26 protein-coding genes, 1 pseudogene and 1 riboswitch are annotated in these 22,147 nt (G+C 71.6%); of the genes and pseudogenes, 10 read left to right on the top strand and 17 right to left on the bottom strand.

Features of this window, described 5'->3' with window-relative positions:
• Nucleotides 1-301 precede the first annotated feature (301 nt).
• Nucleotides 302-1,918 carry a serine/threonine-protein kinase gene (locus E1298_RS26020; RefSeq protein WP_131897697.1) on the top strand — a complete coding sequence of 539 codons (1,617 nt, stop codon included), beginning with the start codon at nt 302-304 and terminating at the stop codon, nt 1,916-1,918.
• 214 nt (nt 1,919-2,132) lie between these two features.
• Nucleotides 2,133-2,879: a hypothetical protein gene (locus E1298_RS26015; protein WP_131897695.1), complete on the top strand. Its 747-nt coding sequence runs from the start codon at nt 2,133-2,135 to the stop codon at nt 2,877-2,879.
• Nucleotides 2,880-3,508: 629 nt separating this feature from the next.
• Here E1298_RS26015 and E1298_RS26010 read toward each other — a convergent pair.
• From E1298_RS26010 to E1298_RS25985, 8 genes and pseudogenes are all read right to left on the bottom strand, one after another.
• Nucleotides 3,509-3,913: a YdeI/OmpD-associated family protein gene (locus E1298_RS26010; RefSeq protein ID WP_279499198.1), complete on the bottom strand. Its 405-nt coding sequence runs from the start codon at nt 3,911-3,913 to the stop codon at nt 3,509-3,511.
• Nucleotides 3,914-4,049: 136 nt separating this feature from the next.
• Nucleotides 4,050-4,460 (bottom strand): VOC family protein, encoded by a 411-nt coding sequence (locus E1298_RS26005; protein WP_131897691.1) that lies wholly within the window; start codon nt 4,458-4,460, stop codon nt 4,050-4,052.
• Entirely contained in the window at nt 4,403-4,918 is a 516-nt protein-coding gene (locus tag E1298_RS26000) for a helix-turn-helix domain-containing protein (RefSeq protein ID WP_131897689.1), read from the bottom strand. Before E1298_RS26000 ends, E1298_RS26005 begins: the two co-directional genes overlap by 58 nt.
• A 478-nt stretch (nt 4,919-5,396) precedes the next feature.
• A complete protein-coding gene (locus E1298_RS25995) occupies nt 5,397-5,570 on the bottom strand; it encodes a hydrophobic protein (protein WP_243725810.1) in 174 nt (57 codons plus the stop codon).
• A gap of 344 nt (nt 5,571-5,914) precedes the next feature.
• Complete coding sequence (locus tag E1298_RS50540; RefSeq protein ID WP_243725809.1) at nt 5,915-6,070, bottom strand: FAD-binding domain-containing protein; 156 nt, start codon at nt 6,068-6,070, stop codon at nt 5,915-5,917.
• On the bottom strand, nt 6,037-6,549 hold the full coding sequence (locus tag E1298_RS25990) for a cryptochrome/DNA photolyase family protein (protein ID WP_243725808.1): 513 nt from the start codon (nt 6,547-6,549) through the stop codon (nt 6,037-6,039). Before E1298_RS25990 ends, E1298_RS50540 begins: the two co-directional genes overlap by 34 nt.
• 16 nt (nt 6,550-6,565) lie before the next feature.
• A pseudogene (locus tag E1298_RS51865) lies at nt 6,566-6,637 on the bottom strand (hypothetical protein); the annotation flags it as partial.
• Complete coding sequence (locus E1298_RS25985; protein WP_131897687.1) at nt 6,610-6,816, bottom strand: deoxyribodipyrimidine photo-lyase; 207 nt, start codon at nt 6,814-6,816, stop codon at nt 6,610-6,612. The gene E1298_RS25985 and the pseudogene E1298_RS51865, both read right to left, overlap by 28 nt.
• Nucleotides 6,817-6,962: 146 nt before the next feature.
• Between E1298_RS25985 and E1298_RS25980 the strand changes: the two genes are divergently transcribed.
• Nucleotides 6,963-7,895 (top strand): MerR family transcriptional regulator, encoded by a 933-nt coding sequence (locus E1298_RS25980; protein WP_131897685.1) that lies wholly within the window; start codon nt 6,963-6,965, stop codon nt 7,893-7,895.
• Nucleotides 7,896-8,007: 112 nt separating this feature from the next.
• Nucleotides 8,008-8,505 carry an RNA polymerase sigma factor gene (locus tag E1298_RS25975; RefSeq protein WP_131897683.1) on the top strand — a complete coding sequence of 166 codons (498 nt, stop codon included), beginning with the start codon at nt 8,008-8,010 and terminating at the stop codon, nt 8,503-8,505.
• 108 nt (nt 8,506-8,613) lie between these two features.
• On the opposite strand, the gene E1298_RS25970 is transcribed toward E1298_RS25975, so the two are convergent.
• From E1298_RS25970 to E1298_RS25950, 5 genes are all read right to left on the bottom strand, one after another.
• On the bottom strand, nt 8,614-8,958 hold the full coding sequence (locus tag E1298_RS25970; RefSeq protein WP_243725806.1) for a nuclear transport factor 2 family protein: 345 nt from the start codon (nt 8,956-8,958) through the stop codon (nt 8,614-8,616).
• 130 nt (nt 8,959-9,088) lie between these two features.
• The gene (locus tag E1298_RS25965) at nt 9,089-9,583 is read right to left on the bottom strand and encodes a hypothetical protein (protein ID WP_131897679.1); all 495 of its coding nucleotides are present in this window, start codon (nt 9,581-9,583) and stop codon (nt 9,089-9,091) included.
• A 198-nt stretch (nt 9,584-9,781) separates the two neighbouring features.
• Nucleotides 9,782-11,161 carry an MFS transporter gene (locus E1298_RS25960; RefSeq protein WP_131897677.1) on the bottom strand — a complete coding sequence of 460 codons (1,380 nt, stop codon included), beginning with the start codon at nt 11,159-11,161 and terminating at the stop codon, nt 9,782-9,784.
• A gap of 347 nt (nt 11,162-11,508) precedes the next feature.
• Nucleotides 11,509-12,618: an NAD(P)/FAD-dependent oxidoreductase gene (locus tag E1298_RS25955; protein ID WP_131897675.1), complete on the bottom strand. Its 1,110-nt coding sequence runs from the start codon at nt 12,616-12,618 to the stop codon at nt 11,509-11,511.
• Between the two features lie 149 nt (nt 12,619-12,767).
• On the bottom strand, nt 12,768-13,517 hold the full coding sequence (locus E1298_RS25950; RefSeq protein ID WP_207944842.1) for an IclR family transcriptional regulator: 750 nt from the start codon (nt 13,515-13,517) through the stop codon (nt 12,768-12,770).
• Between the two features lie 176 nt (nt 13,518-13,693).
• Here E1298_RS25950 and E1298_RS25945 point away from each other — a divergent pair, with 176 nt between their 5' ends.
• The 5 genes from E1298_RS25945 to E1298_RS25925 all read left to right on the top strand — a co-directional run bounded on the left by E1298_RS25945 (nt 13,694) and on the right by E1298_RS25925 (nt 18,549).
• Entirely contained in the window at nt 13,694-14,893 is a 1,200-nt protein-coding gene (locus E1298_RS25945) for an FAD-dependent monooxygenase (protein WP_131897671.1), read from the top strand.
• A gap of 40 nt (nt 14,894-14,933) precedes the next feature.
• Nucleotides 14,934-15,401 (top strand): hypothetical protein, encoded by a 468-nt coding sequence (locus E1298_RS25940; RefSeq protein WP_165975664.1) that lies wholly within the window; start codon nt 14,934-14,936, stop codon nt 15,399-15,401.
• A 282-nt stretch (nt 15,402-15,683) separates the two neighbouring features.
• Nucleotides 15,684-16,490, top strand: a complete 807-nt coding sequence (locus E1298_RS25935) for an IclR family transcriptional regulator domain-containing protein (protein WP_131897669.1) — start codon at nt 15,684-15,686, stop codon at nt 16,488-16,490.
• 47 nt (nt 16,491-16,537) lie between these two features.
• Nucleotides 16,538-17,473, top strand: coding sequence for a dioxygenase family protein (locus tag E1298_RS25930; protein WP_131897667.1), 936 nt, complete (start codon nt 16,538-16,540; stop codon nt 17,471-17,473).
• A 2-nt stretch (nt 17,474-17,475) separates the two neighbouring features.
• Nucleotides 17,476-18,549 (top strand): maleylacetate reductase, encoded by a 1,074-nt coding sequence (locus E1298_RS25925; RefSeq protein ID WP_131897665.1) that lies wholly within the window; start codon nt 17,476-17,478, stop codon nt 18,547-18,549.
• 90 nt (nt 18,550-18,639) lie between these two features.
• On the opposite strand, the gene E1298_RS25920 is transcribed toward E1298_RS25925, so the two are convergent.
• From E1298_RS25920 to E1298_RS25910, 3 genes are all read right to left on the bottom strand, one after another.
• Nucleotides 18,640-19,272 carry a hypothetical protein gene (locus E1298_RS25920; protein WP_131897663.1) on the bottom strand — a complete coding sequence of 211 codons (633 nt, stop codon included), beginning with the start codon at nt 19,270-19,272 and terminating at the stop codon, nt 18,640-18,642.
• A 3-nt stretch (nt 19,273-19,275) separates the two neighbouring features.
• A riboswitch (cyclic di-AMP (ydaO/yuaA leader) is annotated at nt 19,276-19,438 on the bottom strand.
• 355 nt (nt 19,439-19,793) lie between these two features.
• Nucleotides 19,794-20,684, bottom strand: a complete 891-nt coding sequence (locus E1298_RS25915) for an MBL fold metallo-hydrolase (RefSeq protein ID WP_131897661.1) — start codon at nt 20,682-20,684, stop codon at nt 19,794-19,796.
• Nucleotides 20,685-20,889: 205 nt separating this feature from the next.
• Nucleotides 20,890-21,507: a Type 1 glutamine amidotransferase-like domain-containing protein gene (locus E1298_RS25910; RefSeq protein WP_131897659.1), complete on the bottom strand. Its 618-nt coding sequence runs from the start codon at nt 21,505-21,507 to the stop codon at nt 20,890-20,892.
• A 24-nt stretch (nt 21,508-21,531) separates the two neighbouring features.
• Here E1298_RS25910 and E1298_RS25905 point away from each other — a divergent pair, with 24 nt between their 5' ends.
• The gene (locus tag E1298_RS25905) at nt 21,532-21,813 is read left to right on the top strand and encodes a hypothetical protein (RefSeq protein WP_131897657.1); all 282 of its coding nucleotides are present in this window, start codon (nt 21,532-21,534) and stop codon (nt 21,811-21,813) included.
• A 101-nt stretch (nt 21,814-21,914) separates the two neighbouring features.
• Here E1298_RS25905 and E1298_RS25900 read toward each other — a convergent pair.
• The coding region (locus E1298_RS25900; protein WP_131897655.1) for a hypothetical protein at nt 21,915-22,147 on the bottom strand (233 nt) is incomplete at its 5' end.

Raw genomic sequence — 22,147 nt, 5'->3', positions numbered from 1 at the left:
CCCCAACCCCCATCGTGCTTCGGTCGATATCGCAGCGACCAAAGTCGACACCCCGCCACCCCGAAACCGCGACCGCATAGCCGACCTCGTCCCCACGGCAAGGCCATGCGGATCTGGCAGCTACTCAGCATGAGAAACAAACTCCCTGGCCCGACCGATCGCGTCCGGCGTCGCTCCGGTCGGCTACCCCACCGATTCGTGCCTGCCAGGGCCTGTATGCGGGCCGTCTGGACGGACGTGGCAGGAGGCCGCTTGTGGCAAATGATTGGTCTGCCCTAGTGGGTTGAAGCAAGCTGGCCACATGAGCGAAGGACGGCTGATCCGTGAGCGGTATCGGCTGGAGAGGCTCGTCGGCCAGGGCGGCATGGGCCGGGTCTGGCGGGCCAGGGACGAGATCCTCGGACGGGACGTCGCGGTCAAGGAGATCGTCGCGCCGCCCGGACTCAGCGCGTCGACCGAGGACGAGCTGCGGGAACGGGCGATGCGAGAGGCCCGGTCGGCGGCCCGGCTCTCGCATCCCGCCGTCATCACCGTCCATGACGTGGTGGAGCAGGACGGGCAGCCGTGGGTGATCATGGAGTTCCTGCGGGCGAGGTCGCTCCAGGAGATCGTCGACGTCGAGGGGCCGCTCGCCGACGAGCAGGCCGCCCGTATCGGGTTGCAGATCGTGTCGGCGCTGGTCGCCGCGCACTCCGACGGCGTCCTGCACCGCGATGTCAAACCCGCCAACGTGCTGCGGACCGACGATGGCCGCATCGTCCTCACCGACTTCGGCATCGCGGTCATCCAGGGCGACAGCACGCTTACCCGGACCGGCGGCCTGGTCGGATCACCCGCCTACATCGCGCCGGAGCGCATCAACGGCGAGCGCGCCACCGAGGCCGCCGACCTGTGGGCTCTGGGCGCCACCCTTTACACGCTCGTGGAGGGTCGTCCGCCCTTCGCGCGTCTCGACCCCGTGGCCGTCTACGGGGCGATCCTCAACCATGCTCCCGACCCGATGCGGCGCGCCGGCGTGCTGCGTCCGGTCATCGAGGCGCTGCTGACCAAGGACCCCCGCGTCCGCATGAAGGGACCGGCCGCCACCACCGCGCTCGCCGGCATCGCCGGGGGAACGCCTGCGGCCGCCGCCGACCAGCCCGCGCCGCCACGGCCCGCTTCGCCGACGGCGCGACCGGCCGACAGTGCGCTGAGCCAGAGTTGGGACCTCGGAACGCGACCGGGCGACGGCCCTCAGATCCAGGCGGCGGGACGAGAGAGCAGATGGGACGGCGTACTGCGTCTGGCGCCCACGGCCGCGATGCTCGGCGCGGTGACCGCGTCGGCACTCCTCGGTGAGGAGGTCGGCTTCAGTCTCGCCGAGCTGCACGACCCGACGGTCATCGATGGGTTCTTCGGCACGTTGTACGTGGTGGTGGCGGCCGTCGGCATGCTCGCGGTGATCGGTGTGCATGTGAGAAGCCGCGCGCGTTCGCCGTACCTGAGCCCGGTGGCCGCACTGGCCGGGGTCGCCGCCCTCGCCTCGCTTCCGCTGGTCCATTTCGACGACACCTGGCATTCCGTCATGTTCGATCCGTCCCGCCACCATCTCTCCTGGGCATTGGTCACCCTGCCGAGCGCGCTCTGGCTGCTCACGGCGGGCGGCCTCATGCGAGCCGAGGGCAGATCCGCTTATGTCCTGTGGGCGGCACTGGCGGCTCTGGCGCTCGTCTACTTCCAGCTCGATGCGATCAGAAGCTGGGGCTTTGTGCCCCCCAGAGAGGTGAGCTACCTCCTCACGGTGATTCTGGTCCTGGCGATGATGGCATTCCGGCTGCGGACCCCAGCGCGGCGTCACCGGCGGCGCGGGTACCTGGTCGGACGCCCCTCTTCCGGCGACGTCCGGACCAGAGAACAGCAGGATCCCGCCGGAGGTTAGCGTCGCGCTGCGGGCCGGCACGGCCGCCGCCGGACCTTGGTGAATGGCCAAGGGTAATTGATTGATGACAGACAGTGTCCAATGGTGCTAGTAAGGGTGCGTGCTTCTCACACTCCGACGGCTCCTCTGCCTCACAGCCCTCATGCTCGGACTTCTCGCAGTGCCCCCTGGTACCGGACAGGCGTCCTCCGGGCCTGCGAGCCCTCGCCGGGCGGTGTCGCCCGAAGCTTGCGCGAGACTGCTGACCTGCCGGTTCGCCGAGCTGGCGTCCATGCCCATGCCCGACCGGCTGAGGCTGGTCCGCGCCCTGCAAGACGGCCGCGCCCAATCCTTCGAGAAGGGCTTCGCGCGCTGGAACGTCATCCAGGCCGTTATCCGGATATTCATCGACAACGACATGGGCTCCCCCGGCACCTGGGCCTCCTACACCAACGCCGGGGGCCTAGAGGGGCTCCTGCGTGGAGTGGCGCTGGCCTCGGGCATGAGCGACGACGACTATGGCAACCCCAGTGCCCGCTTGTGGGCCCGCTACCTCATCGATCTCAAGGGCGGTCGGCTGGCGGTCAAGGCCGTGCACAACGTGGCGTGGAGCAAGGCCGAGCAGGCCGCCCTCGACTGGGGGCGCGACCCGGTCAACAACCCGGCCGTCCCCACCCACATCGAGTCCGCCATTTGGGTGTCCAGCGAGGCATATCGGGTCATCCTCCGCAACGAACCGGCCATCATGATCGTTCTCCGCGCTCTGAACCAGCCGAAGCTCACCCGCTGCTATGACTGGCTCACCGACGTCACCAACGAAGAGGCCATCCACACGGCCGGCAACGCGATCGTCGCCATCGCCCGGACCCCCACCAACGTCCAAGCCCTCAGCCGCGCCCTGGCCCAACTGTCGACCTTCTATCCCGCGTGCACCCGGGGCGCCCGCGCGCCGGGCCACCGCACCGTGGCCGCGATGACGTGACCGCGAGATAGGGCTGGTCGGAGGCCGTAGCCCGTCGGTCCACGACCAATCCACCCGCCTGGCCCGACAGCCCGTCCTCCCGGCGGCATGATTCCCTGCCCACTGCCGCTGGACGATCCGGGACGGGGTGGCCAGGCTCCGTCCCTTCGCGGTACTGAGGGTCAGCACCCGCACCGGGGCGGTGGCGGCGATCTGACCCCCGACCTCGGCACTTGGCACCCAGTCATGGACGGCGCCGTTCTGTTCCACCGGCTCAAGGCCCCGATCCCCGCGCTGCCGGGCCTGGCCGTACTTCAGGTGAACGGGACCGTCGAGGTCTATGTCCCGCGCGTATGAGCCTCTATGCGGGCCCAGGCCGTCCTATCGCGTGTGCCGTCTCCGGAGGGTTCATGAGCGCAAAATTAAGGGCGGGCGCTGCTTTTGTGGCGTCGACGGCGCGCGCGTCCGGTGTAGAGCCCAGCCGTCACCGCGCGGGTCGACTGCGGGCTGATGCTGTCGATCCTGGGCCGTCCTGCGATCCCCGGCATGGTCGTCCGAAAGGGCGTGGCTCTCCGCTTCATTGCGGGTCATGCAATCTATGACTCGCCAGGGGACGACCTCGTTGTTCAGGTTTTGTGGTGGGGCGCTGCTTACTCCTGGCCCCGTAGCGCTGCCAGAGCCTTCTCGATCCGCCGGCTGCGCGTCTCGGGCTTCTTGGCGCTGTCGATGGCGAGCACGTGCTCCCGCTTGCGGCTGTGGGACAGGCGGTCGTAGGCGGCGCGAGCGATCGGATCGGCGTCCAGGGCGCGGGCGAAGTCCGCGGGCTCGACCACGACCCGGGGCTCGGTGTCACGTTCCAGCTCGACCTCGACCTCGTCGCCGGTCACGACACCGGCGGCTTGTCGGTTGGCCTTGCTGAGGCCGAGCAGGAAGCGGCCACGCATGATGGCGACCCTGCTCTTCCACGAATGCCCGTTGATCGTGATGGTCACCGCCGGCCGCTTGCCTGCACCGAGCGCCTCCACGACCTCCGGAGGAACCTCCAAGCCCCTCATCGGCTCCGGTGGCTCGACGCGGGTTCGGAATTTCATCATCTGCTCCTGCCAACCATTTCGTGACGAACCATCGGCGCATGCGGCTACGCGGCCACTGGCCGTCAGCGGTGAGTCGGGTCTGCGATTACCGGACGGCTCAGCGCATCTCCTGGATGCGGACCATGTTGCCCGCGGGGTCGCGGAGGGCGCAGTCGCGGACGCCGTACGGCTGCTCGGTCGGCTCCTGGACGACCTCGGCTCCGCCGGCCTGCACCTTTTCGAACGTGCTGTCCAGGTGGGCGGTGGCCAAGAGGATCCAGCCGTAGGTGCCCTTGGCCATCATCTCGGCGATGGTGCGGCGTTCCTCATCGGTGATCCCAGGGTCGGCGGCCGGCGGCGCCAGAAGGATGGACGTGCCGGGCTGGCCCGCGGGACCGACGGTGATCCAACGCATCTTTCCGCTTCCGACGTCGCTGCGGACCTCGAAGCCGAGGACGTCGCGGTAGAAGGTCAGGGAGGCGTCCGGGTCGTCGTGCGGAAGGACGCTCGTGTGAATGGTGATATCCATGGTGACCAGGCTAGTTGCGGCTTCGCGACTCGCGCTTCTCGGCTCCTGATCGGCGTGGCCGCCTGCTTCGCCGTCCGCGCCGCAGTGCCGGTCGCCCGGCGCTGGTAGGCGCTGGGCGGCATACCGACCAGCACGGTGAAGCGCGTGATGAAGATGCGCAGCGACGAGCAGCCGACCGCGAAACAGACGTCCGTGACGCTGAGGCCGTCCCGATGCAGGAGTGCCGTCGCACGTTCGATGCGCCGTGCCATCAGATAGTCGTATGGCGACACGCCATAGGCAAGCAGGAACTGGCGGCTGAGGTGCCCGGCCGTCATGTGCATTCCGCGCGCGAGTGCCTCGACATCCAGCGGCTGTGCGTATTCCCGGTCGATCCGGTCCCGAACACGGCGCAGTCGCGCGAGGTCGCTCTGGTGCTGCGCCGCGGCGAGTGCAGGCCCCCACGACGGGTGACACATGGGAGAACACCTTTCATCGACGTCCGTGAACAGCCGGGTTATCCGCTGTGATGCCCGGCCCGGCGCCAAGCCGCAGGTGGCAGTGGTTGTGTCGCGCTACCCGGCTCGACCTGGGTGGCGGATTCGATGGAGCCATGACGGTGAGGCTAAGCGCGGCTCTGAGAATGCGCTTCTCGATTCCTGACCGGTTTGGTCACATGCTCCACCGGACGGGCGCGTGGGTGAGTGGCGACTGGTCATGGCCGCGCGGCTGAATGGCCCGGCTCGCGAAGCCGCCGGGGAAGCCGGCCTGGATTTCGACTGACGGGAAGTGGACGGCCAGGATGGCTGCGAGCCTTGATTTGTCCGTCGAGGCTGACCTGGCCGTCCTCCGCGAGGCATATGCAGGGCAACGTCCGACCTGATGGTGTTGGACTCGGACGGCCGGATTGCAGCGGTCGTTCCGGCCGCCGAGTCGTGTTGACGGGGCAGGGTTGTTCTACCAGCGGTACCAGCGGCCGCGTCGTCCCGAGGCGCCCGTGCCGCGTGCCACGAATCCGAGCAGCCACAGGATCAGGACGATGACCGCGAGGATCCAGAGAAGCTTCAGCGCGAACCCGGCGCCGATCAGGACCAGCGCCAGCAGCAGAACGAGGATCATCAACCAGGGCATGTCGTTCCTCCTTCGCGCGCCTTGTCCCCGCTGATGAGGCCTCCATGTCTGGGCGGATATCACAGTTCGGTGTCGCCGCGGCCTTAGTGCGGTAGCGCAAGAAGCCGGCTCGTCCGTTCAGGTTCTGCGGAGTTCTTCCGGACGAACCGGCTGATCGGTCGCCTTCTGTCCGGCCATGCAGCGGACCCCGTACCCGGCGTCCAGCAGCTCGGGCACCAACCTGCCGCTGGCCCCCGTCACCTGGCACAGTCGATCACGCATCGCGTCGTCCGGTGGAGGTCGGGCGGGCGCCCCGGTGTGATGTGTTGATCTTTCCTCCTGGGTCGTTGTGGCGTATCCGCGGCTCACATGTGCGAGCGGGCACTGGGCTCGACGATGGGCGGTGGGTAGCCGAGGGCCTGTCGCCGGTCGGCGGGCAGGGTCCAGGGGCGATGGACGGGCCGCGCGTCGACGATCGGGACGCCGGTCATGCCGTCGCGCCAGGCGGCGAGAGCGTCCACGTCCCGGTTCCACCGTCCTCCCTGCGGCCCAGGAGCGCGGGGAAGGCGGCGGCGACCTGGTGGTGGAAGTCGCGCCGGGTGAGTTGGTGCCGGAACCCCGCCGGGACGGCCATCGCCAGTTCCAGCGGCGGGACGCAGCCGAACTTCAGGTACGTGCTGAGCCGTGATGTGCGGTCGGCGGCCAGGTCGTCCTGGGCTCCTTCGTAGTCGGCGGTGGCCTCGCGCGGCCAGGTCGTCATGCGCTCGCGGCCCGCCCGCTCGCCGCCCGCCGCGAGGCCGGGGGAGGACGCGCCGGAGGTCAGCTCGGCGAGCCGCGGCAGCGGGCCGGGCCTCGTCCCGGCGGGCAGGCGGATCGCCTTGGGCGGGGTGAGGACCGGGCGCCGTCGGGCCGCGTCCCAGGCCCGCCGGTACGGGGTGAACACCCGGTAGTGGTCGGCGCCGCGTCGCGTATGCGGATCCGTCGTCGGCCAGGAACACACGGCTTGGCCCGGTCTCCGCGGCCGGCCGGGCGACCTCCGCGATCGGGGCGCCGCGGCGGATCACCAGGTCGCCGCCCAGCCCGTGCAGGGACTCGCGCGGGACGGCGAGGCTTTCGAGGAGGAACCGGGCGCGGCGGACGGCCCCGCCAGGATCGCGTCGTCGAGGACGAAGACGGGCGCGGCCCGTTCCGTCTCGCGCGCCGCCGCCAGGGCGGGGTTGTCGCGCACCCGCAGGTCCCGGGTGAACAGCGTGATCGAGGTGCTCATCACCTGGTCTTCGGAGCGGCGTCCTGATCGGTTGCCCGGCCGGGGCCGTACGCCGCTGGGCCGCGGGCCGGTGCAACCGGGCCGTGCGGTTCCGGCGAAGTCCCGATGGACCGTACGCTTTGCGGGCAGCGGCTGACAGGAGGCGCATGGGCGGGCCGCCGGACCAGGACGCCGGGCTGAGCGTGGGCGCGGTGGCGCAGCGCCTGGGCGTGGCGCCCTCCACCCTGCGCACCTGGGACCGCCGGTACGGCATCGGCCCCACCCGCCGCAGCACGGGCACTCACCGCCGCTACACCCCCGCCGACGTCGCCCGGCTGGAGGCCATGCAGCGGCTGATCCTCGCCGGGGCCCCGCCGGGGGAGGCGGCCCGGGTCGCGCTGGACGGGCCGTCCGGCGGACCGTCCTCACCGCGCGGGCACGGCGCGGGCGGCAACCGGGTGCCCGTCGGCGGGACGACCGCCGGATCGGACGGCGCCGAGGTCAGGGGGCTGGCCCGGGCGGCGATGGCGCTGGACGCTCCCGCGATGGCCCGCGCGGCGCGGACCGCCCTCGGCCGGGACGGCGTCGTCCGGGCCTGGAACGGGCTCTTCGTCCCGGTCCTGGACGGCATCGGCCGCAAGCACGCGGCCACCGGCGGCTGCGTGGACGTCGAGCACCTGCTGTCCACGGTCCTGGCCGGCTGCCTGGCCGCGGTGCCGCTCCCGGGCCGTCCGCGCAACGCCCGTCCCGTCCTGCTCGCCTGCGCGCCGGAGGAGCAGCACAGCCTGCCGGTGTACGCGCTGGCCGCCGCGCTCGCCGAGGCGGATGTCGCGGCGAGCCTCTTGGGGGCGCGGGTACCGGCACGGGCCCTGGCCTCCGCCATCCGGCGGACAGGGCCGAGCGCCGTCTTCGTCTGGTCGCAGACCGCCGGGACCGGAGATCCTGCCTGGCTGGACGGGCTTCCCGCGTGCCGCCCGCCGCGCCGCCTGGTCGTCGGCGGACCGGGCTGGGTGCGCGACCGGCTCCCCGCCTCCGCCGCGCCGGTGGACAGCCTCGGCGAAGCGGTTGCCGAGCTGACGTCCGTGCTCGGACGGTCCTGATCTCCGACTGACACCGGCCTCGGCGTTTCCTTTGCCCTTTTGCGGTGGCATGCTCCTCTCCCCTTGACTATGAACAAGTTTTGACGCGGTTGTCCGGGGAACGGCGGTCCGCGTGAACCTGGGAGAGCGACTCGCGCGGGGCGACGAAACGGCCCTTTCCGAGTGCTACACGGCGTTCGCTCCCCTCGTCCGTCACCATGCGTCGCGGCTGGTGCCCCGCCATGCAGTGGACGACGTCGTCCAGGTCGTCTTCCTGGACGTCTGGCGGTCGCGCCGCCGCTTCGACCCGGCCCGCGGCCTGGAACCGTGGCTCCTGGCGATCGCACGCAGGCGCGCCATCGACCTGCTGCGCGCCGAGGCGCGTCACTCCCGCAGGGCGACGCCGCTGGTGGACGCCGCCAGAGTGCCCGACGCCGGCCCCGCGGTGGACGCGGCGTGCGACATCCGGGACGCGCTCGCGGCCCTGCCCGCCCCGCAGCGGCAGGCACTCGTCCTCGCCCATTTCGGGCAGCTGACCCAGCGGGAGATCGCCCACCGGCTGGACATCCCGCTGGGCACCGTCAAGGCGCGCACCGCCCGCGGACTCCGCCGACTGCGGGAACTCCTGTGACGCCATCCAAGCCCTCGCCGCCACGGTCGGCGAGAGCCGCCGCCACCAGCCGTCCCAGGTGCGAGTGGTCGGCACCTGGCGCGGGCGCGGCGGCGGGGTCACGTCCGGCTAGTCCAGGGAGCCGGCGAACACCACGATCTGGTCGATACCCCCTGCTGCGGAGATGTGGACCATGTCCGTACCCGAGAGCAGCGCGTGGCCGTCGCCGGCCTCGTAGCGCCAGCCGAAGCGCGCCCACTCCTCCGGTGCGTCCACGCGAGTCGTGCGCACCATCCGGCAGGGCGCCGCCGGGTGCCCCTGAACGACCTCGGTGATGAAGTCCTCGACGGCCTTGCGGCCGACACTTCGGCCCAGCGGACCCCAGAAGACGACGTCGGCAGTGAGCGCGTCGCTCAGCAGCGCCGCTCGCTTGGCAGGGTCGTTCGCATTGGTCGCCGCGATGAAAGCGTCCACGGCCTGTACGTGAGGGGCGTCATGCGTCACTCTGCGAGCATAGTCAAAGCAACTCTCCGTGCCAGCCCCGCGGGCCACCGGATCCGCGGCGCCGCCGTCCACGCTCACCCCGCCAAGTCAGGCACCCCCGTCACCCGCTCAGGTGAGTTTCCCATGGTGGCGAGGAGCTGTGTTGGAACAGCCGACGGCCAATCAATGCCACCGACACGCCAACCGCGAAGATGACCCCGGTCGCTACGCCGACTGGTCCAATGTGGAATTTTCGGGGGTAGCCGTGGGCGGCGCCCATTCGGTGGATCGTGTTCCTGATGGTTGCCTGGTCTTCGGCACCCAGGCCGTCTCCCTTTGCCAGTGATGTCGTCAGGTCGACCACCTGACCGTATTCTCGTTTGGTCCACTTTGGCACCGCATAGGATTCATCGCAGACCACGACTTTGCCGTTGCGGCGGTCGACGATCAGGGGCTCGTACGGTTCACCGCGGTCACACCGCCCTTCGTCTCGCTCTACGAACTCCACTCGGTAGGGTGAGGGGTGCTGGAACGAATACCAATAGAGGCCGCCGACCACAAGGCTGATGGCGATGATGAACCAGCCGGTGATCAGCAGGCAGTTCCCCGCGTACATCAGCCGGACGCGGGCGTCGCCTGAGAGGGACCTCCCGCGCCGCTTCACGTCACGGCGACGAGGCGACCCCACGGTCGTCACCCCCCGATTCGCCCGTCGTCATGGCCCACGGCGAACGCGGCTCCCTGCGGAACATCGCCCCATCGTGCGGTCATGAGGGTGGGACCGCTCCCGGGACCACTGTGTTGCCAGGCCCGTTCACGAACGACGGCGCGGTCTCTCGGGCTGCCCTGGTCGCGTGCGGGTGAAGGCGGCGGCTGCTAGGCAGGCCACGATCGCGGCGGTCGTCCAGGCGAGGACGGGTGTCGTCTCGGCGGGGCCGGAGAGTTCGCCGGCCGCGGATGCGATCAGCAGGAGGGCGGCGGTTCCGATCGCACTGCCGAGCTGGGCGCTGGTGTTGACGATTCCGGAGGCGGTGGCGCGCGGGCCCTCGGGGACGTCGGTCGCCAGTGACGTCGAGGCCACCGAGGACAGGCCCAGCCCGAAACCGGCCGCGGCCATGCCCAGCCCGAGCAGCGGCATCGACTCCGGACGCGGGAGGGGGACGATCAGGCCGGCACCGATGAACGCCAGGCCGAGGGCGCTCACATGCTCGCCCGCGCGCCGCGCGATGAGCAGGGCGGCCGCAGCCGAGCCCGCGATGACCAGCACGCTCAGCGGCAGGATGGTCGCGGCGGACTTCAGCGAGGACCAGCCCAGGGAGACTTGCAGGTACAGAGTGATCAGCGTGGCGGCGCCCGTCGTGGTGGCGGTGTTGAAGAAGGCGGCGGCGGTTCCGTGCCGGACCTGAGGGAGCCCGAGCACCGCGCGGGGCAGCAGCGGGGCACCGGAGCGGCGGTCGGCCAGGGCGAACAGAACGAGGACGGCCGCCGCCGCGACCAGCAGCAGCGCCCCTGCGCCGCGGTGCGCGGGTTCGCCCAGCAGGGTTGCTCCCACCACGATGAGCATGACTCCGGCGGTGAGCAGCGCCGCGCCGGTCAGGTTCAGCGTCCTGGCGCTCTCGGCGGCGACCGGCGGTGTGAGGGTGATGACCAGTGCGGCCAGGAGCGCGGCGACGATTGTGAGCCCCCAGAAGATGAGCCGCCAGCCGCCGATCTCGGCGACCGTCCCGCCGACCAGGAAGCCGGACGCACCGGCCGCGGCACCGGCGGCGCTCCAGCCGGCCAGCGCGCGGGCACGGGCGCGATCGTCGTCGCCGGTCACCGAGGTCAGCATGCGCAAGGCCGACGGGACCGCCGTGGCGGCGGCCGCCCCCTGGACGCAGCGGGCGGAGGTCAGGACCAGGGTGGACTCCGCCAGGGCGGCCAGCAACGATCCGGCGGCGAACACCGCGAGGCTGGCCAGGATGCACCGCCGGTATCCGATCCGGTCACCGAGTCTCGCGCCGAGCATGAGAAGCCCGCCGAAGAACATGGCGTAGCCGGTGGCCACCAGCGTGCGGCCGGAGGACCCGGCACCGACGTCGTCCAGCATGCGCGGCAGCACCGTCAGCACGATCGTGACGCTCATGACGTCGACGAACTGGACGAGGCACAGCGACAGGACCGCGCCCCAGACGCGTGCGCCCGCCCTCGCCATCTGTCCCGTCCTCCCTCTCGGGGTGGCGATCTTCCTCTGGACGGGACCAGGCGCCGTCGGCGAACGGACGGCCCCGAGCGTCCAGCGTGACGTTACGCTACAGCTTTCTTACTTAGTGGCAGCCTGTTGAGGCGCCCACCCGCCCTGCCGTCCGGGTCGGGCGGCGCCGCGCCTAGCGGGTCGTGCAGCAGCGATTGCCTGGCGCGCCGAACTGCCGTGGCCGTCTCGATCAGCATTGCGGTGAGGTTGAGGGTGACGCTCGCTCCCGTGACGAAGACGTGCATCAGAATGCCTTCTTTTGAGAACGCGGCGACGGGCGCGGGGCCTCAGCGACCGTGCTTCGCTGGTCAGAATCGTTCGAAGCGGAATGGAGCCAGGGTGTCGCCGTGGTCCTCGCCTAGGGCCTCGGCCGCGACCAGGTCGCCGGCGTGCACGCTCAGGGTGGCGCCGCTGTGCGAGACGGCGAAGTGGAAGTTGGGCAGCCCGGCCGCCCGTCCCAGCACGGGCAGGCCGTCGCCGGGAATGGGCCGTTCGCCCACCCGGACGCTCTCCACGGTCGCGGCTCGGATCCCCGGGTAGAGCGCTCGGCCCGCGGCCAGCACCTTCTCGACCGCCGAGTCCTCAACGGAGATCTCGCCGGTGGCGGACACCCGTGCCGCACCGTCGATCTCCGGGGTGTGCAGCAGCAGCCGCCCGGCGCCGTCCGGACGCAGATGGACGCGCGGGGCGTGGACGACGCGAGACACCGACACCGCGACCGGAGAGGTGTAGAGGAGCACACCGCGGGTGTTGCGCATCGGCAGGGCCAGCCCGGCAAGCTCGGCGATCCTGGCGGCCTGCGGTCCCGCACAGTTCACGACCGCGTCCGCGGAGAGCCGCCGCCCCGAGGCGAGCCGGACGGCGCGTACCGTACCGCCGCTCACGTCCAGGCCGGTGACGGCGTCGTCGCGCACCAACTCGGCACCTCTGGACGACGCGCTTGAGAGCAGGTGGGCGATCAAGCGCGTCGGCTCGATCCAGCCCTCGCGCGGGAAGAAGGCGATCTCGTCCGCGGGCAGCTCGGCGGGGTCGATGTCCGGTTCCAGGCGCAGCGCCTCCGCGCGGTCGAGCCAGCGCGCCTGGTATCCGTATTCCAGGACGCCGTCGACCTTCTTGCGCAGTTCCTCGCGCTCGGCGTCGCCGTCGGCCCATTCCAGGTTGCCGCACTCGTGGTACCAGTCGCCGTGGGGTGTCTCGGCCGCCAGTCTCTGATGGGCCCGCATGCTCGCGACACTGAGATCGTGGTAGGGCCGCGGCTGCTTGCCGCAGGAGTTCGTCCAGGAGAACGTCGCGCCGGACGTGCCGCCCGCCGGCGCGCCGGCGTCCACGACCACCACGCGGGCGCCCCGCCGCGCCAACGAGGCGCTCACCGCCGCGCCGTAGACGCCGGCACCCACGACCACCACGTATAGGGCCATACCGATCACTGTGACCCAGCGGACGGAGCCGGGCAAGGACCGGACCCGGCCGCTGTGTTCGGGATGTCTCCAGGCGCTCCGTGCTCGCCGCCGCACGAGAGATCGCTCATTCAATGAACGAGCCGTTGACGGACGGGGCGGTCGCGGGTTCAGATGTCGCGGATCTTGGTTCCCGGGCGCCGGCCGAGCATGCGGGAGATGCCGAGTCCGCTCGCGATCACCGACGGGAGCGCCGCGCGGTGGTTCACCGAACCCGAGCGCACCACCACCGACAGCGCCGCCACGACGCGGCCGTCGCCGTCCACGATCCGGGTCGCGATCGAGTCGGCGCCGGGGGTGAGCTCGCCCCGGACGCCGGCGTGGCCGGTGCGGCGGCAGTCGGCCAGCTCGCTCCGGAGGACGCCCGGGTCGACGGTCGTCCGGGGCGTGTACCTGCGCAGCCTGCCGGACAGCACCCGGTCGATCAGGTCGGCGCCGCCGTGGGCCAGGACCACCTTGCCCACCCCCGAGCAGTGCAGCGGCAGCCGGCCGCCCACCTGGGAGACCAGCTCGGGGGCCCGGGGCGCGGACGGCCTCTCGATGATCACGGCCTCCGTCCCTTCGAGGACCGCCAGCTGCACGTGCTGGTGGAGCGCCGTGTAGAGGTCCTCCATGAAGGGCTGGGCCTGGGTGCGCAGCGACTCGGTGAGCGGCGCCAGCGTCCCGAGCTGCCACAGGCGCAGGCCGATCGTGAAGCGGCCATCGTGCCGGCGGGTCAGCGCGCCGGCGCCGGTGAGCTCCAAGGCCAGCCGGCGCACGGTCGCGTGCGGAAGACCCGTCCTCCGCACCAGGTCGGCGAGGCTGAGGACGCTCTGGTCGGGCTGGAACGCGAACAGCACCTCCAGGAGGCGGGAACTCACGCTCCTCCCGGGCTCGCTGGTCCGGGGCATGCGGCGGACCTCCTTGTCGTTGACCCGGGATATTAGCCCCTCGATGTTCATAGGATGGCCAACCGCGCGCCTCCGGCCCGGCCGCCGGTGCAGCATGGCGTCGCCGGCCTGGAAGCAGGCGACGACCACGGGAGCCGGGAACCGACATGCTGCGGCCGAACATCGGGACACCGGAGATCGCGATCCTCGGCGGCGGCATCGGCGGGCTCGCGGCCGCCGCCTTCCTGCGCCGGGCGGGCCTCGGCAGCACGGTGTACGAGCAGGCCCCGGAGTTGAGGGAGGTCGGCGCCGGGCTCGTGGTGGCCCCCAACGCCGCGCGCCTCCTGCGCCGCCTCGGCGTCATGGAGCCCCTGCTGCGGAGCGCCGTCCGGTTGGACGTCGGGTGGGAGTTCCGGCGCTGGCAGGACGGGACGGTCCTGTCCGCCGAGGACCTCGCGACGGCCTGCGAGCGGCTCTACGGCGAGCACACGTACACGGTGCATCGCGCCGACCTGGTGGACGCCATCGGGCGCGCCGTCCCGGCGGGGACGGTCCGGCTCGGCAAGCGCTGCACCGCGCTCGACGTGCGGGGCGAACGCCCGTCGTTGCGCTTCGACGACGGCGAGGTGACCGGGGCGGACATCGTGATCGGGGCGGACGGCGTCCACTCGGTGGTGCGGGGCGCCATCGCCGAGCCGCGCCCCGCCGCCTCCTCCGGCCTCTGCGTGTTCCGGGCCCTGGTGCCCGGCGAACGCGCGCCGTCGTTCGCCCGGCGGCGCGCCCAGACGCTGTGGATCGGCCCAGGCCGCCACCTGGTGCACTATCCCGTCTCCGAGGGCAGGTTCGTGAACCTCGTGGCCTTCGCCCCGGCGGGCGACGACTCGGTGGAGTCGTGGACGGCGCGGGCGACGGTCGGGGAGTTCCTCCTGGAGTTCGACGGATGGGACGCCAGGCTCGTCGACCTCATCCGCGCCTCGGAGACACCGGGGCGATGGGCGCTGCTGGACCGCGCGCCGCTTCCGCGGTGGAGCCGGGGGCCGGTGACGCTCCTCGGCGACGCCGCGCACCCCATGTTCCCGTTCTTCGCGCAGGGAGCCGCGCAGGCGATCGAGGACGCGGCGGTCCTGTCCCGCTGCCTCGCCGAGGACATCGCCGACCCGCCCCGGGCGCTGCGCCGATACGAGGCCCTGCGCCCCCGCACGGCCCGGCTGCAGGCGGCGAGCCACGCGCGGTCGGACGTCAACCACCTTCCCGACGGGCCCGGCCAGCGGGCTCGCGACACGTCCTTCGCCGAGACCGATCCGCTGGTCGCCAACGGCTGGATCTACGAGTACGACCCCGACATCGCGATGGCCGCCGCGGGCTGACCGCCCGCACGGGCGCGTCCGGCTTCCAAGGAGTGAGCACATGAAGGTCTTCGACGTACGGGAGATCACGGCGGGCGTCGACGCGGCGCTCGCGGTGGTCGGGAACCCGCGGCACCGGCACATGCTGAAGAACTACCGCAGGCACGCGCTGCTGGAGGTGTCCGGCTTCTGGGAGGACATCCTGCTCCCGGCGATGATCGTCGATCACCCGGTCTACCGGCTCACCGAGCGCGGGAAGACGCTGGTGTGCGATGGCCTGGAGGAGGTCCGGAGCTTCTACGCGGACATCGTCGGCCGCGGGGTGAACGTCTTCGGCGCGGTGGAGGAGAAGGTCGCCGTCTCCGACTACGGCGTCTTCATCGAGGCGGTCTTCGCCCAGGTCGTGCGCGGCGGCGACTCCGCGCTCGCCGGTGAGGACGTCGACCCGGACGGCACCTATCAGGTCTCGCACCGGTTCGCCGCCGCCTGGCCCTACCGCGACGGACGGCTGGTAGGCGAGTTCATCTAACTGAAGGATGGGCGAGATGGCGACGTGCTGCCTCCCTTGAAGTGACCGCTATACGGCTACTTGACCACTATGCGGTCGCTCCTGTTGCGTGCCAGAAGCATGGGATGCGTCGTCCTGGCTGTCAAGCGTCGTGTTCATTCGTTGCTCACCTGCTTGTGCTGCATCGATAGGCGCGGCGGGCTGGTTCGCCGGTGAACGGTCACTTGACCGGACAGCGGTCGGAGGTCGTACTCTTGGCGGAAGGTGGCAAGGTAGCGACCGAGCCACCCGGAAAGGAGCGCCATGCCGCGCGAAGATGCCGGCCCGGACTTCGTCGAGGCCCTGGCCCGCGGTCTCGACGTCCTCAGATGCTTCGGCACGCACCGCGTGCCGATGTCCCTCACCGAGATCGCGACCGCGACGGGGCTCGCCCGGCCGACCGCCCGGCGCATCGTGCTCACGCTCGAACACCTCGGCTACGTGCGCTCGTCCCCGGAGGGTGTCGTCCTCACGCCGCGTGTCCTGGAGCTGGGCGTGGCCTACACGCTCTCGGCCGGCCTGTGGGACGTCGCGCTCCCGCACCTGCGCGACCTCGTGGAGCGGACCGGCCAGGCCGCCTCCATCGCGGAGCTGGACGGCTCGGACGTCCTCTACGTCGCCCGCGTCGAGGTCCCCAAGGTGGTCGCCGTCAACGTCAAGGTGGGCACGCGCCTTCCCGCCGCCAGCACCGCGCTCGGCAAGGTGCTGCTCGCGTCCCTGGACGCGGACGCCCTGCGGGCGACGCTGCGCACCGAGACGCGGTCGCCCGTCAGAGCGCACCGGCCCGAGCCGGCCGGGGAGGTCGAGGCCGAACTGCGGGAGGTGCGCGCCCGGGGCTGGGCCTCGACCGACGGGGAGGTGGCGCCCGGGATCCGGTCGGTCGCCGCGCCCCTCCGCGACGGCGACGGGCGGACGGTCGCGGCGGTCAACGTCACGGTGATCGCCGCCGAGGTCGGCCACCGCGAGCTGATCGACGACCTGCTGCCCCTGCTGCTCCAGACGACCGGCGCCATCGGACGCGACTACGAGCTGATCCACGCCGCGCCGCAGCGAACCGTCCGCGGGTCGTGAGCGACCCGCGCGGAGACGACCGCGGCCGACCGACACGAAAGACGATCATGGACCGACACAGTTCCCCGGAATCCGCCGCCGGCCCCTCGGCCCCGCCGCCGTCCGAGCTGTTCAGCGAGGAGCGGTCGGCCGAGGTGGTCGCGGCCGCCTTCGCCGCGACGCCGGACCCGCGCCTGCGGCGGGTCCTCACCTCGCTCGTGCGGCACCTGCACGACTTCGTCAAGGACGTCGAGCTCACCGAGCGGGAGTGGGCGGCGGCGATCGACTTCCTCACCGAGACCGGGAAGACGTGCACGGGCACCCGGCAGGAGTTCATCCTGCTCTCCGACGTCCTCGGCGCCTCGATGCTGGTCGAGACGATCAACAACCGGGCCGGCGGCGGGCTCACCGAGTCCACGGTGGAGGGCCCCTTCCACATGGTCGCCTCCCCGCCGCGCGAGCTGGGCGCCGACATCGCCGAGGACGGCAAGGGCACGCCGTGCCTGGTCACCGGGACCGTCGCGGGCCCGGACGGGCGGCCCGTCCCGGGCGCGGCGGTCGATGTGTGGCAGGCCAACGACGAGGGCTTCTACGACGTGCAGCAGCCCGGCGTCCAGCCGCCGCTGAACCTGCGCGGGCTGTTCACGGCGGACGAGGAGGGGCGGTTCTGGTTCCGCTCGATCGTCCCCCGCTTCTACCCGATCCCGCAGGACGGCCCGGTCGGCAGGCTGCTGGACGCGACGTCCCGGCACCCGAACCGGCCCGCGCACATCCACTTCGAGGTGTCCGCCCCCGGCTACCGCACGGTGACGACCCACCTGTTCGTCGCGGGCACGCCGTACATCGACTCCGACGCCGTGTTCGGGGTCAAGCCCAGCCTGGTGCGCGAATTCCCCACGGTCGACGACCCGGAACGCGCGGCGGAGGCCGGACTGCCCAACCCGTTCCGCACGGTGAACTTCGATGTCGTCCTCCGCGCGGACGACACCCGGCAGGAAGTGTGACCATGCTCCAGACGTCCTTCTCCTACGACGCCCTCCCGATGCGGGTGCGCTTCGGCTCCGGCGCCGTCGCGTCCCTCCCCGACGAGATCGCCCGGCTGGGGGCGGGCCGCGCCCTCGTGCTCTGCTCGCCCGAGCAGCGCGGCACAGGGGAGACCATCGCGGACGCGCTCGGCGGGCGGTCCGCCGGGGTGCTCGCCGAGGCGCGCATGCACGTCCCGATCGAGGTGGCGCGGCACGCCCGCGCCCGCGCCGCCGAACTCGGCGCCGACTGCTGCGTGGCCGTCGGCGGCGGGTCGGCCATCGGCCTGGGGAAGGCGATCGCGCTGGAGCACGACCTGCCGGTGGTCGCCGTCCCGACGACCTACGCGGGCTCGGAGATGACCGCCGTGTGGGGGCTCACCGAGGACGGGCGCAAGCGGACGGGCAAGGACCCGCGCGTGCTGCCCGCCAGCGTCCTGTACGACCCCGAGCTGACCCTCGGCCTGCCGATCGGCATGTCGGTGACCAGCGGGTTCAATGCCGTCGCCCATGCGGTGGAGGCGCTGTACGCGCCCGACCGGTCCCCGATCACCTCGCTGATGGCCGAGGAGGGCGTCCGGGCGATGACCGAGGCGCTCCCGGCCGTGGCCGCCGACGGCGGCGACCTGGACGCGCGCGCCAAGGCCCTGTACGCGTCCTGGCTGTGCGGGGCATGCCTCGGCGCCACGACCGTGTCGCTGCACCACAAGCTGTGCCACGCGCTCGGCGGGACGCTCGACCTCCCGCACGCGGCGACGCACACCGTGGTCCTGCCGTACGCGCTCACCTACAACCAGCCCGCCGCCCCCGAGGCGGCCGGGGCCCTGTCGCGCGCGCTGGCGTCGCCCGACCCCGCGCGCCGTCTCTGGGATCTCGCGGGCTCCCTCGGCGCACCACGGTCGCTGCGGGAGCTCGGCATGGCGGAGAGCGACATCGAACCGATCGCCAAGCAGGTCGTGGACGCCCCGTACGCGAACCCCGCGCCCGTCACCCATGACGGCCTGGCGCGCCTGCTCCGCGCCGCCTGGAGCGGTGAACCCCCGTCCGCCCAGGACTGATGGCGGGGTCCCGCCGGGTGCCGGAAGGCGGCGGAGCGGAATGCCCGGCCGGGACGGGCCCGGCCGGGCATGGCTCACCGCCTCGGTCCGTCAGAGGACCGTCGGCCGGTACGCCTCGTACTCGCTGCCCGAGGACAGGCCGTAGTCACGCGTCCGGTAGTCGGTGCCGTACCGGCCGCGCTGCTCGTAGGCCCAGTAAGCGGTGTGCCTGCTGTTGGCCCACTTCTCGAAGATGACGACGTGCCGGGTGGTGTTGCTCCCGAGCGCGTCCATGACCAGGTCGCCCTTCTTCAGCTCTGACATGTCGATGCGCTCGGTGTACCTCGACGAGGTGAGGCCGACGGTGTTCGGGCCCGGCTTGGGCAGCCCGAGCGCCATTGCCACATAGCCCGAGCAGTCGGTGCGGTAGCCGTTGTGGCTGCTGATCTGGCTGTAGGACACCCGCTCATCGGTGTGCGGATTCCACGTCCTGGCCCGCGAGATGACTTCGGAGCGGGCATTGTTCCCGGAGTGGCCCGGCGCGGTCCGGCCGGACGTCTTCTTCTTCGACTTCGCCGGGGGGACGGCCTCGGCGGCGGCGACCGAATCGGCGGAGCCGGAATCGGACGACAGGACCCCCGCGTGCGCGGTGGTCGCGGCCACGCCGAGGAAGACGAGGCCGGCCAGGGCGCCGGTGGCGCGGGGACCGAGACGGGAGGGGTACTTGCTGTGCTTGCCTTTCAAGGGACTCCTTCTTCCAGGCCGCCTACCGGGTTAGCTGACGGGTTCGGGCGTGGAAGTGGCCCTACGGCCTGAGGACAGGCCGATTCACCCCGATGCGGGACTGCTGGAGTCCGGCGCATGGTGGTTCCCCGGCTCCGCGCGACGGCGGACTCGGCGTTGCCGCTGCGATCCTTGGGCGCGATGGCCCGTCCACGGGACCCTGTTGTCCCGTGGGCGAAAGAGCGGCGCTGATGTTGTGGGGCCCCGTCAGGGGGCCTGTCCTCCGCGAGCCGGTCGCGGCTCTCTCAGCGCCCGCACGCTACGGCGTGCGCATGGTGGGGCTGACGATCGGGCCTCGGAGAGACCCGCACGGTAGGACGGACAAAGGCGCCTGGAGGGCACCTTGGTGGGCGACAACGTACTCCGGTCGTCAAAGGAAGGCAAACTCTGACAAAATCAGCAACGTCCCTGCTCAGGGCGGTGCGAGGTCGGCCCCCGGCCGGGGAGCGGCCGTCCGCCCCCGAGAACCCCCTGAGCCGCCGTCACCAGCGGTGGGCCGTGAAATCGATCGGCCTCGGACGAAGCTTCCGGGTGCGTTCCGCGAGTTCGCGCAGCCGCCGCGCCATCTCGTCGGCGGGAAGTCGCGTGCGGTCGCCGTGACCCGGCAGCAGCCACTCGAAACGGAGCCGGTCAACCGTGCGGGACAAGGAGGCGGCCAATTCCTCGATGGAATACCAGGTGACGTGCTCGGCGACTTCGATGTCCCCGGTGGTGCGCGACCAGTAAATGCTGTCTCCGCTGAAGCAATGGCGCTGGTCGGCGATGTAGAGCACGCTGCCCTCGGTGTGGCCGGGCAGCGGGTGCGCGACCACCCCCGCGGCGATCTCGACGGGATCCAGCCCCCGCAGGACGCGGTCGGCGTCCGGCGCGGCGTCCAGGTCGCCCTCGTGGATCCACAGCCGGGCCCCGTAGTGGTCGGCGTAGACCCGGCCATGCGCTGCGTGGTCGCGATGGGTGAGCAAGACGTCGGTGACGGGACCGAGCTCTCGCCAGCGCGTGGCCAGTGACCTGCTCCAACGCGGCGTGTCGATCATCATCACGGTGCCGTCCGGACGCTGCAGCAGATAGGAGTTGGCGGCCGCGGTGACAGCGGCGTTGTGGCCGCAGAGGTGGACGCCGTCGTCCAACATGAGCGGGAACGGGTCGAGCGCCGGGTCCAGCAGCCCGGACGGCGGGCGGATCGAGCGGGTGTGGCACGCGTGCGCCGCCATGTGCAGCACGCGGTTCTCCGCCTCGTCGCGCGGCTGGCGCAGGACCTGCGAGCGGCCATTCACCTCACCGATGAGGCCAGGTGCCAATTGCCGCGCGACGTCGCAGTTCGTACAGCGTTCGTCCACGAACCAGCCGTTCTCCACCGGCTGCGCCTCGCGCATGTTCCGCTCCTGTTCACCGTCCGACATCCGTCCTGTCAAGTGTCGCCTCCAGCCCCCAGAGAAGGAAGAGGGGCAAGATCTTGTGATTCGCCGAGAACTCCTCTCTCGCAAGATCAGGTTCGAAAGGCCGCCGCGCCCAATCAGCGGCGAAGGAGCGCCTCCCATTTCCGGCCGAGCGGTCCGCCCGCCGTACGCCCGGCCGGCGCTACGGCGAGGACAGCAGCTCCCAGGCGGTGCCGGTGACGGCAACGGCCTGGTCGTCGCTGAGCGAGACGAACCGCGACGGGTCGCCGTGCTCGGCGGCCAGCCGGTCATGCCGCGCCGCACGTCCGCGATCACGGTGCGCGAGGACCACGAACGGGACGAGGCCGAGACCACGGCTGGACGCCACGGTCCCGGGGTCGTCCGCGTCCCGCAGATGCTCCAGATCAGGTCCGGCGAGTGCGGCCCCGGCCGAGATCCCCGCGTAGCTCAGGCTCCCGCCGCGGACCGCGTCCGAGACGATCTGGTCGAACCCGGTACGGCGCACGTGTTCGAGCAGGAACATGGCATAGCCGCCGGTGACGAAGACCAGCTCAGCCTCGCGCAAGGCCCGTTCCACCTGCGTGGCGCGCGCGCATTCAAGATCAAGGACGCCGACCCGCGAGCCTGCGGATTCAAGGACCTCGACGGCCCTGAGGACGAAGGGCGCGTCCGCGAGCGGGTTCGCCGCCGTGGGAACGAGCACCGCTCGGCGCGGCACGTCCGGAAGCGCGGACATCCAACCCGGCAGAGCGCCCAGGCCGGCGGAGCCCAGGAACAGGCGTTGACGCGAATCGATCACTGAAGTCCTCCCTCCGAGCAGCCCGTGACGGAGCAGGGTACGGCCCGCTCCGGCGGCGCCACCGGGTCCGCCTGGCCCGGGGCGCTCGCCATCGCCGGGTTCCTGGCGACGCTCCTGCTGGTCGCGCAGGGGCTGCGGTTCGCCGCCAGCGCACCCCAGGTGGCGCTGGCGGTCGCGGACCTGCGGGAGGACGGTGAGCCCCTGCCGCGCGTACTGGCCTACTACTTCGGCACCGGCCCGTACTGGCTGGCGTGGGCCGTCATCGCGCTGATCTGCTGGCGAAGAGCCTCATCGGCTTCGTGGTGACCATGGTCTGCGTCCGTCTCGTGGAGATGCCGTCCGCGAGGAGGAAAGGCGACCGCTAACACACCCCGGCATGATTCGCCGCCTCCGGCGAAGGCGGACGTTCAGGGCCGGTCGGCCTCCACGGCGGGATTCGCGCAGGTGTTCAGCCGGGCGGCGGCCGCGGACAGGTCGCCCGAGGCGATGACGCAGGCGGTGATGTGCGCGTTCAGGGTGCTGAACAGCCACGGTGGTGCGGTCTCGTCCACGCGCAGGCGGGCGGCGAGGTCGCGGAGGCGGGAGGCGCAGCCGGCCAGCGCCTCGGCGTCGGTGTCGAGGGTGTGGGCGGCGGGGGGGC

It is taken from the genome of Actinomadura rubrisoli (genome assembly GCF_004349215.1).
Lineage (GTDB): Bacteria > Actinomycetota > Actinomycetes > Streptosporangiales > Streptosporangiaceae > Spirillospora > Spirillospora rubrisoli.
This window is presented reverse-complemented; position numbering and strand designations above follow the sequence as displayed.

Coding starts and splice junctions, on each gene's coding strand:
- E1298_RS26005 (WP_131897691.1), bottom strand. CDS start 4,460: ATGGATATCACCATTCACACGAGCGTCCTTCCGCACGACGACCCGGAC.
- E1298_RS25980 (WP_131897685.1), top strand. CDS start 6,963: ATGGGCGGGCCGCCGGACCAGGACGCCGGGCTGAGCGTGGGCGCGGTG.
- E1298_RS25965 (WP_131897679.1), bottom strand. CDS start 9,583: ATGTACGCGGGGAACTGCCTGCTGATCACCGGCTGGTTCATCATCGCC.
- E1298_RS25940 (WP_165975664.1), top strand. CDS start 14,934: ATGAAGGTCTTCGACGTACGGGAGATCACGGCGGGCGTCGACGCGGCG.
- E1298_RS25915 (WP_131897661.1), bottom strand. CDS start 20,684: ATGCGCGAGGCGCAGCCGGTGGAGAACGGCTGGTTCGTGGACGAACGC.
- E1298_RS25985 (WP_131897687.1), bottom strand. CDS start 6,816: ATGAGCACCTCGATCACGCTGTTCACCCGGGACCTGCGGGTGCGCGAC.
- E1298_RS25955 (WP_131897675.1), bottom strand. CDS start 12,618: ATGGCCCTATACGTGGTGGTCGTGGGTGCCGGCGTCTACGGCGCGGCG.
- E1298_RS26010 (WP_279499198.1), bottom strand. CDS start 3,913: ATGAGGGGCTTGGAGGTTCCTCCGGAGGTCGTGGAGGCGCTCGGTGCA.
- E1298_RS25930 (WP_131897667.1), top strand. CDS start 16,538: ATGGACCGACACAGTTCCCCGGAATCCGCCGCCGGCCCCTCGGCCCCG.
- E1298_RS25925 (WP_131897665.1), top strand. CDS start 17,476: ATGCTCCAGACGTCCTTCTCCTACGACGCCCTCCCGATGCGGGTGCGC.
- E1298_RS26020 (WP_131897697.1), top strand. CDS start 302: ATGAGCGAAGGACGGCTGATCCGTGAGCGGTATCGGCTGGAGAGGCTC.
- E1298_RS25960 (WP_131897677.1), bottom strand. CDS start 11,161: ATGGCGAGGGCGGGCGCACGCGTCTGGGGCGCGGTCCTGTCGCTGTGC.
- E1298_RS25935 (WP_131897669.1), top strand. CDS start 15,684: ATGCCGCGCGAAGATGCCGGCCCGGACTTCGTCGAGGCCCTGGCCCGC.
- E1298_RS26000 (WP_131897689.1), bottom strand. CDS start 4,918: ATGTGTCACCCGTCGTGGGGGCCTGCACTCGCCGCGGCGCAGCACCAG.
- E1298_RS25995 (WP_243725810.1), bottom strand. CDS start 5,570: ATGCCCTGGTTGATGATCCTCGTTCTGCTGCTGGCGCTGGTCCTGATC.
- E1298_RS25945 (WP_131897671.1), top strand. CDS start 13,694: ATGCTGCGGCCGAACATCGGGACACCGGAGATCGCGATCCTCGGCGGC.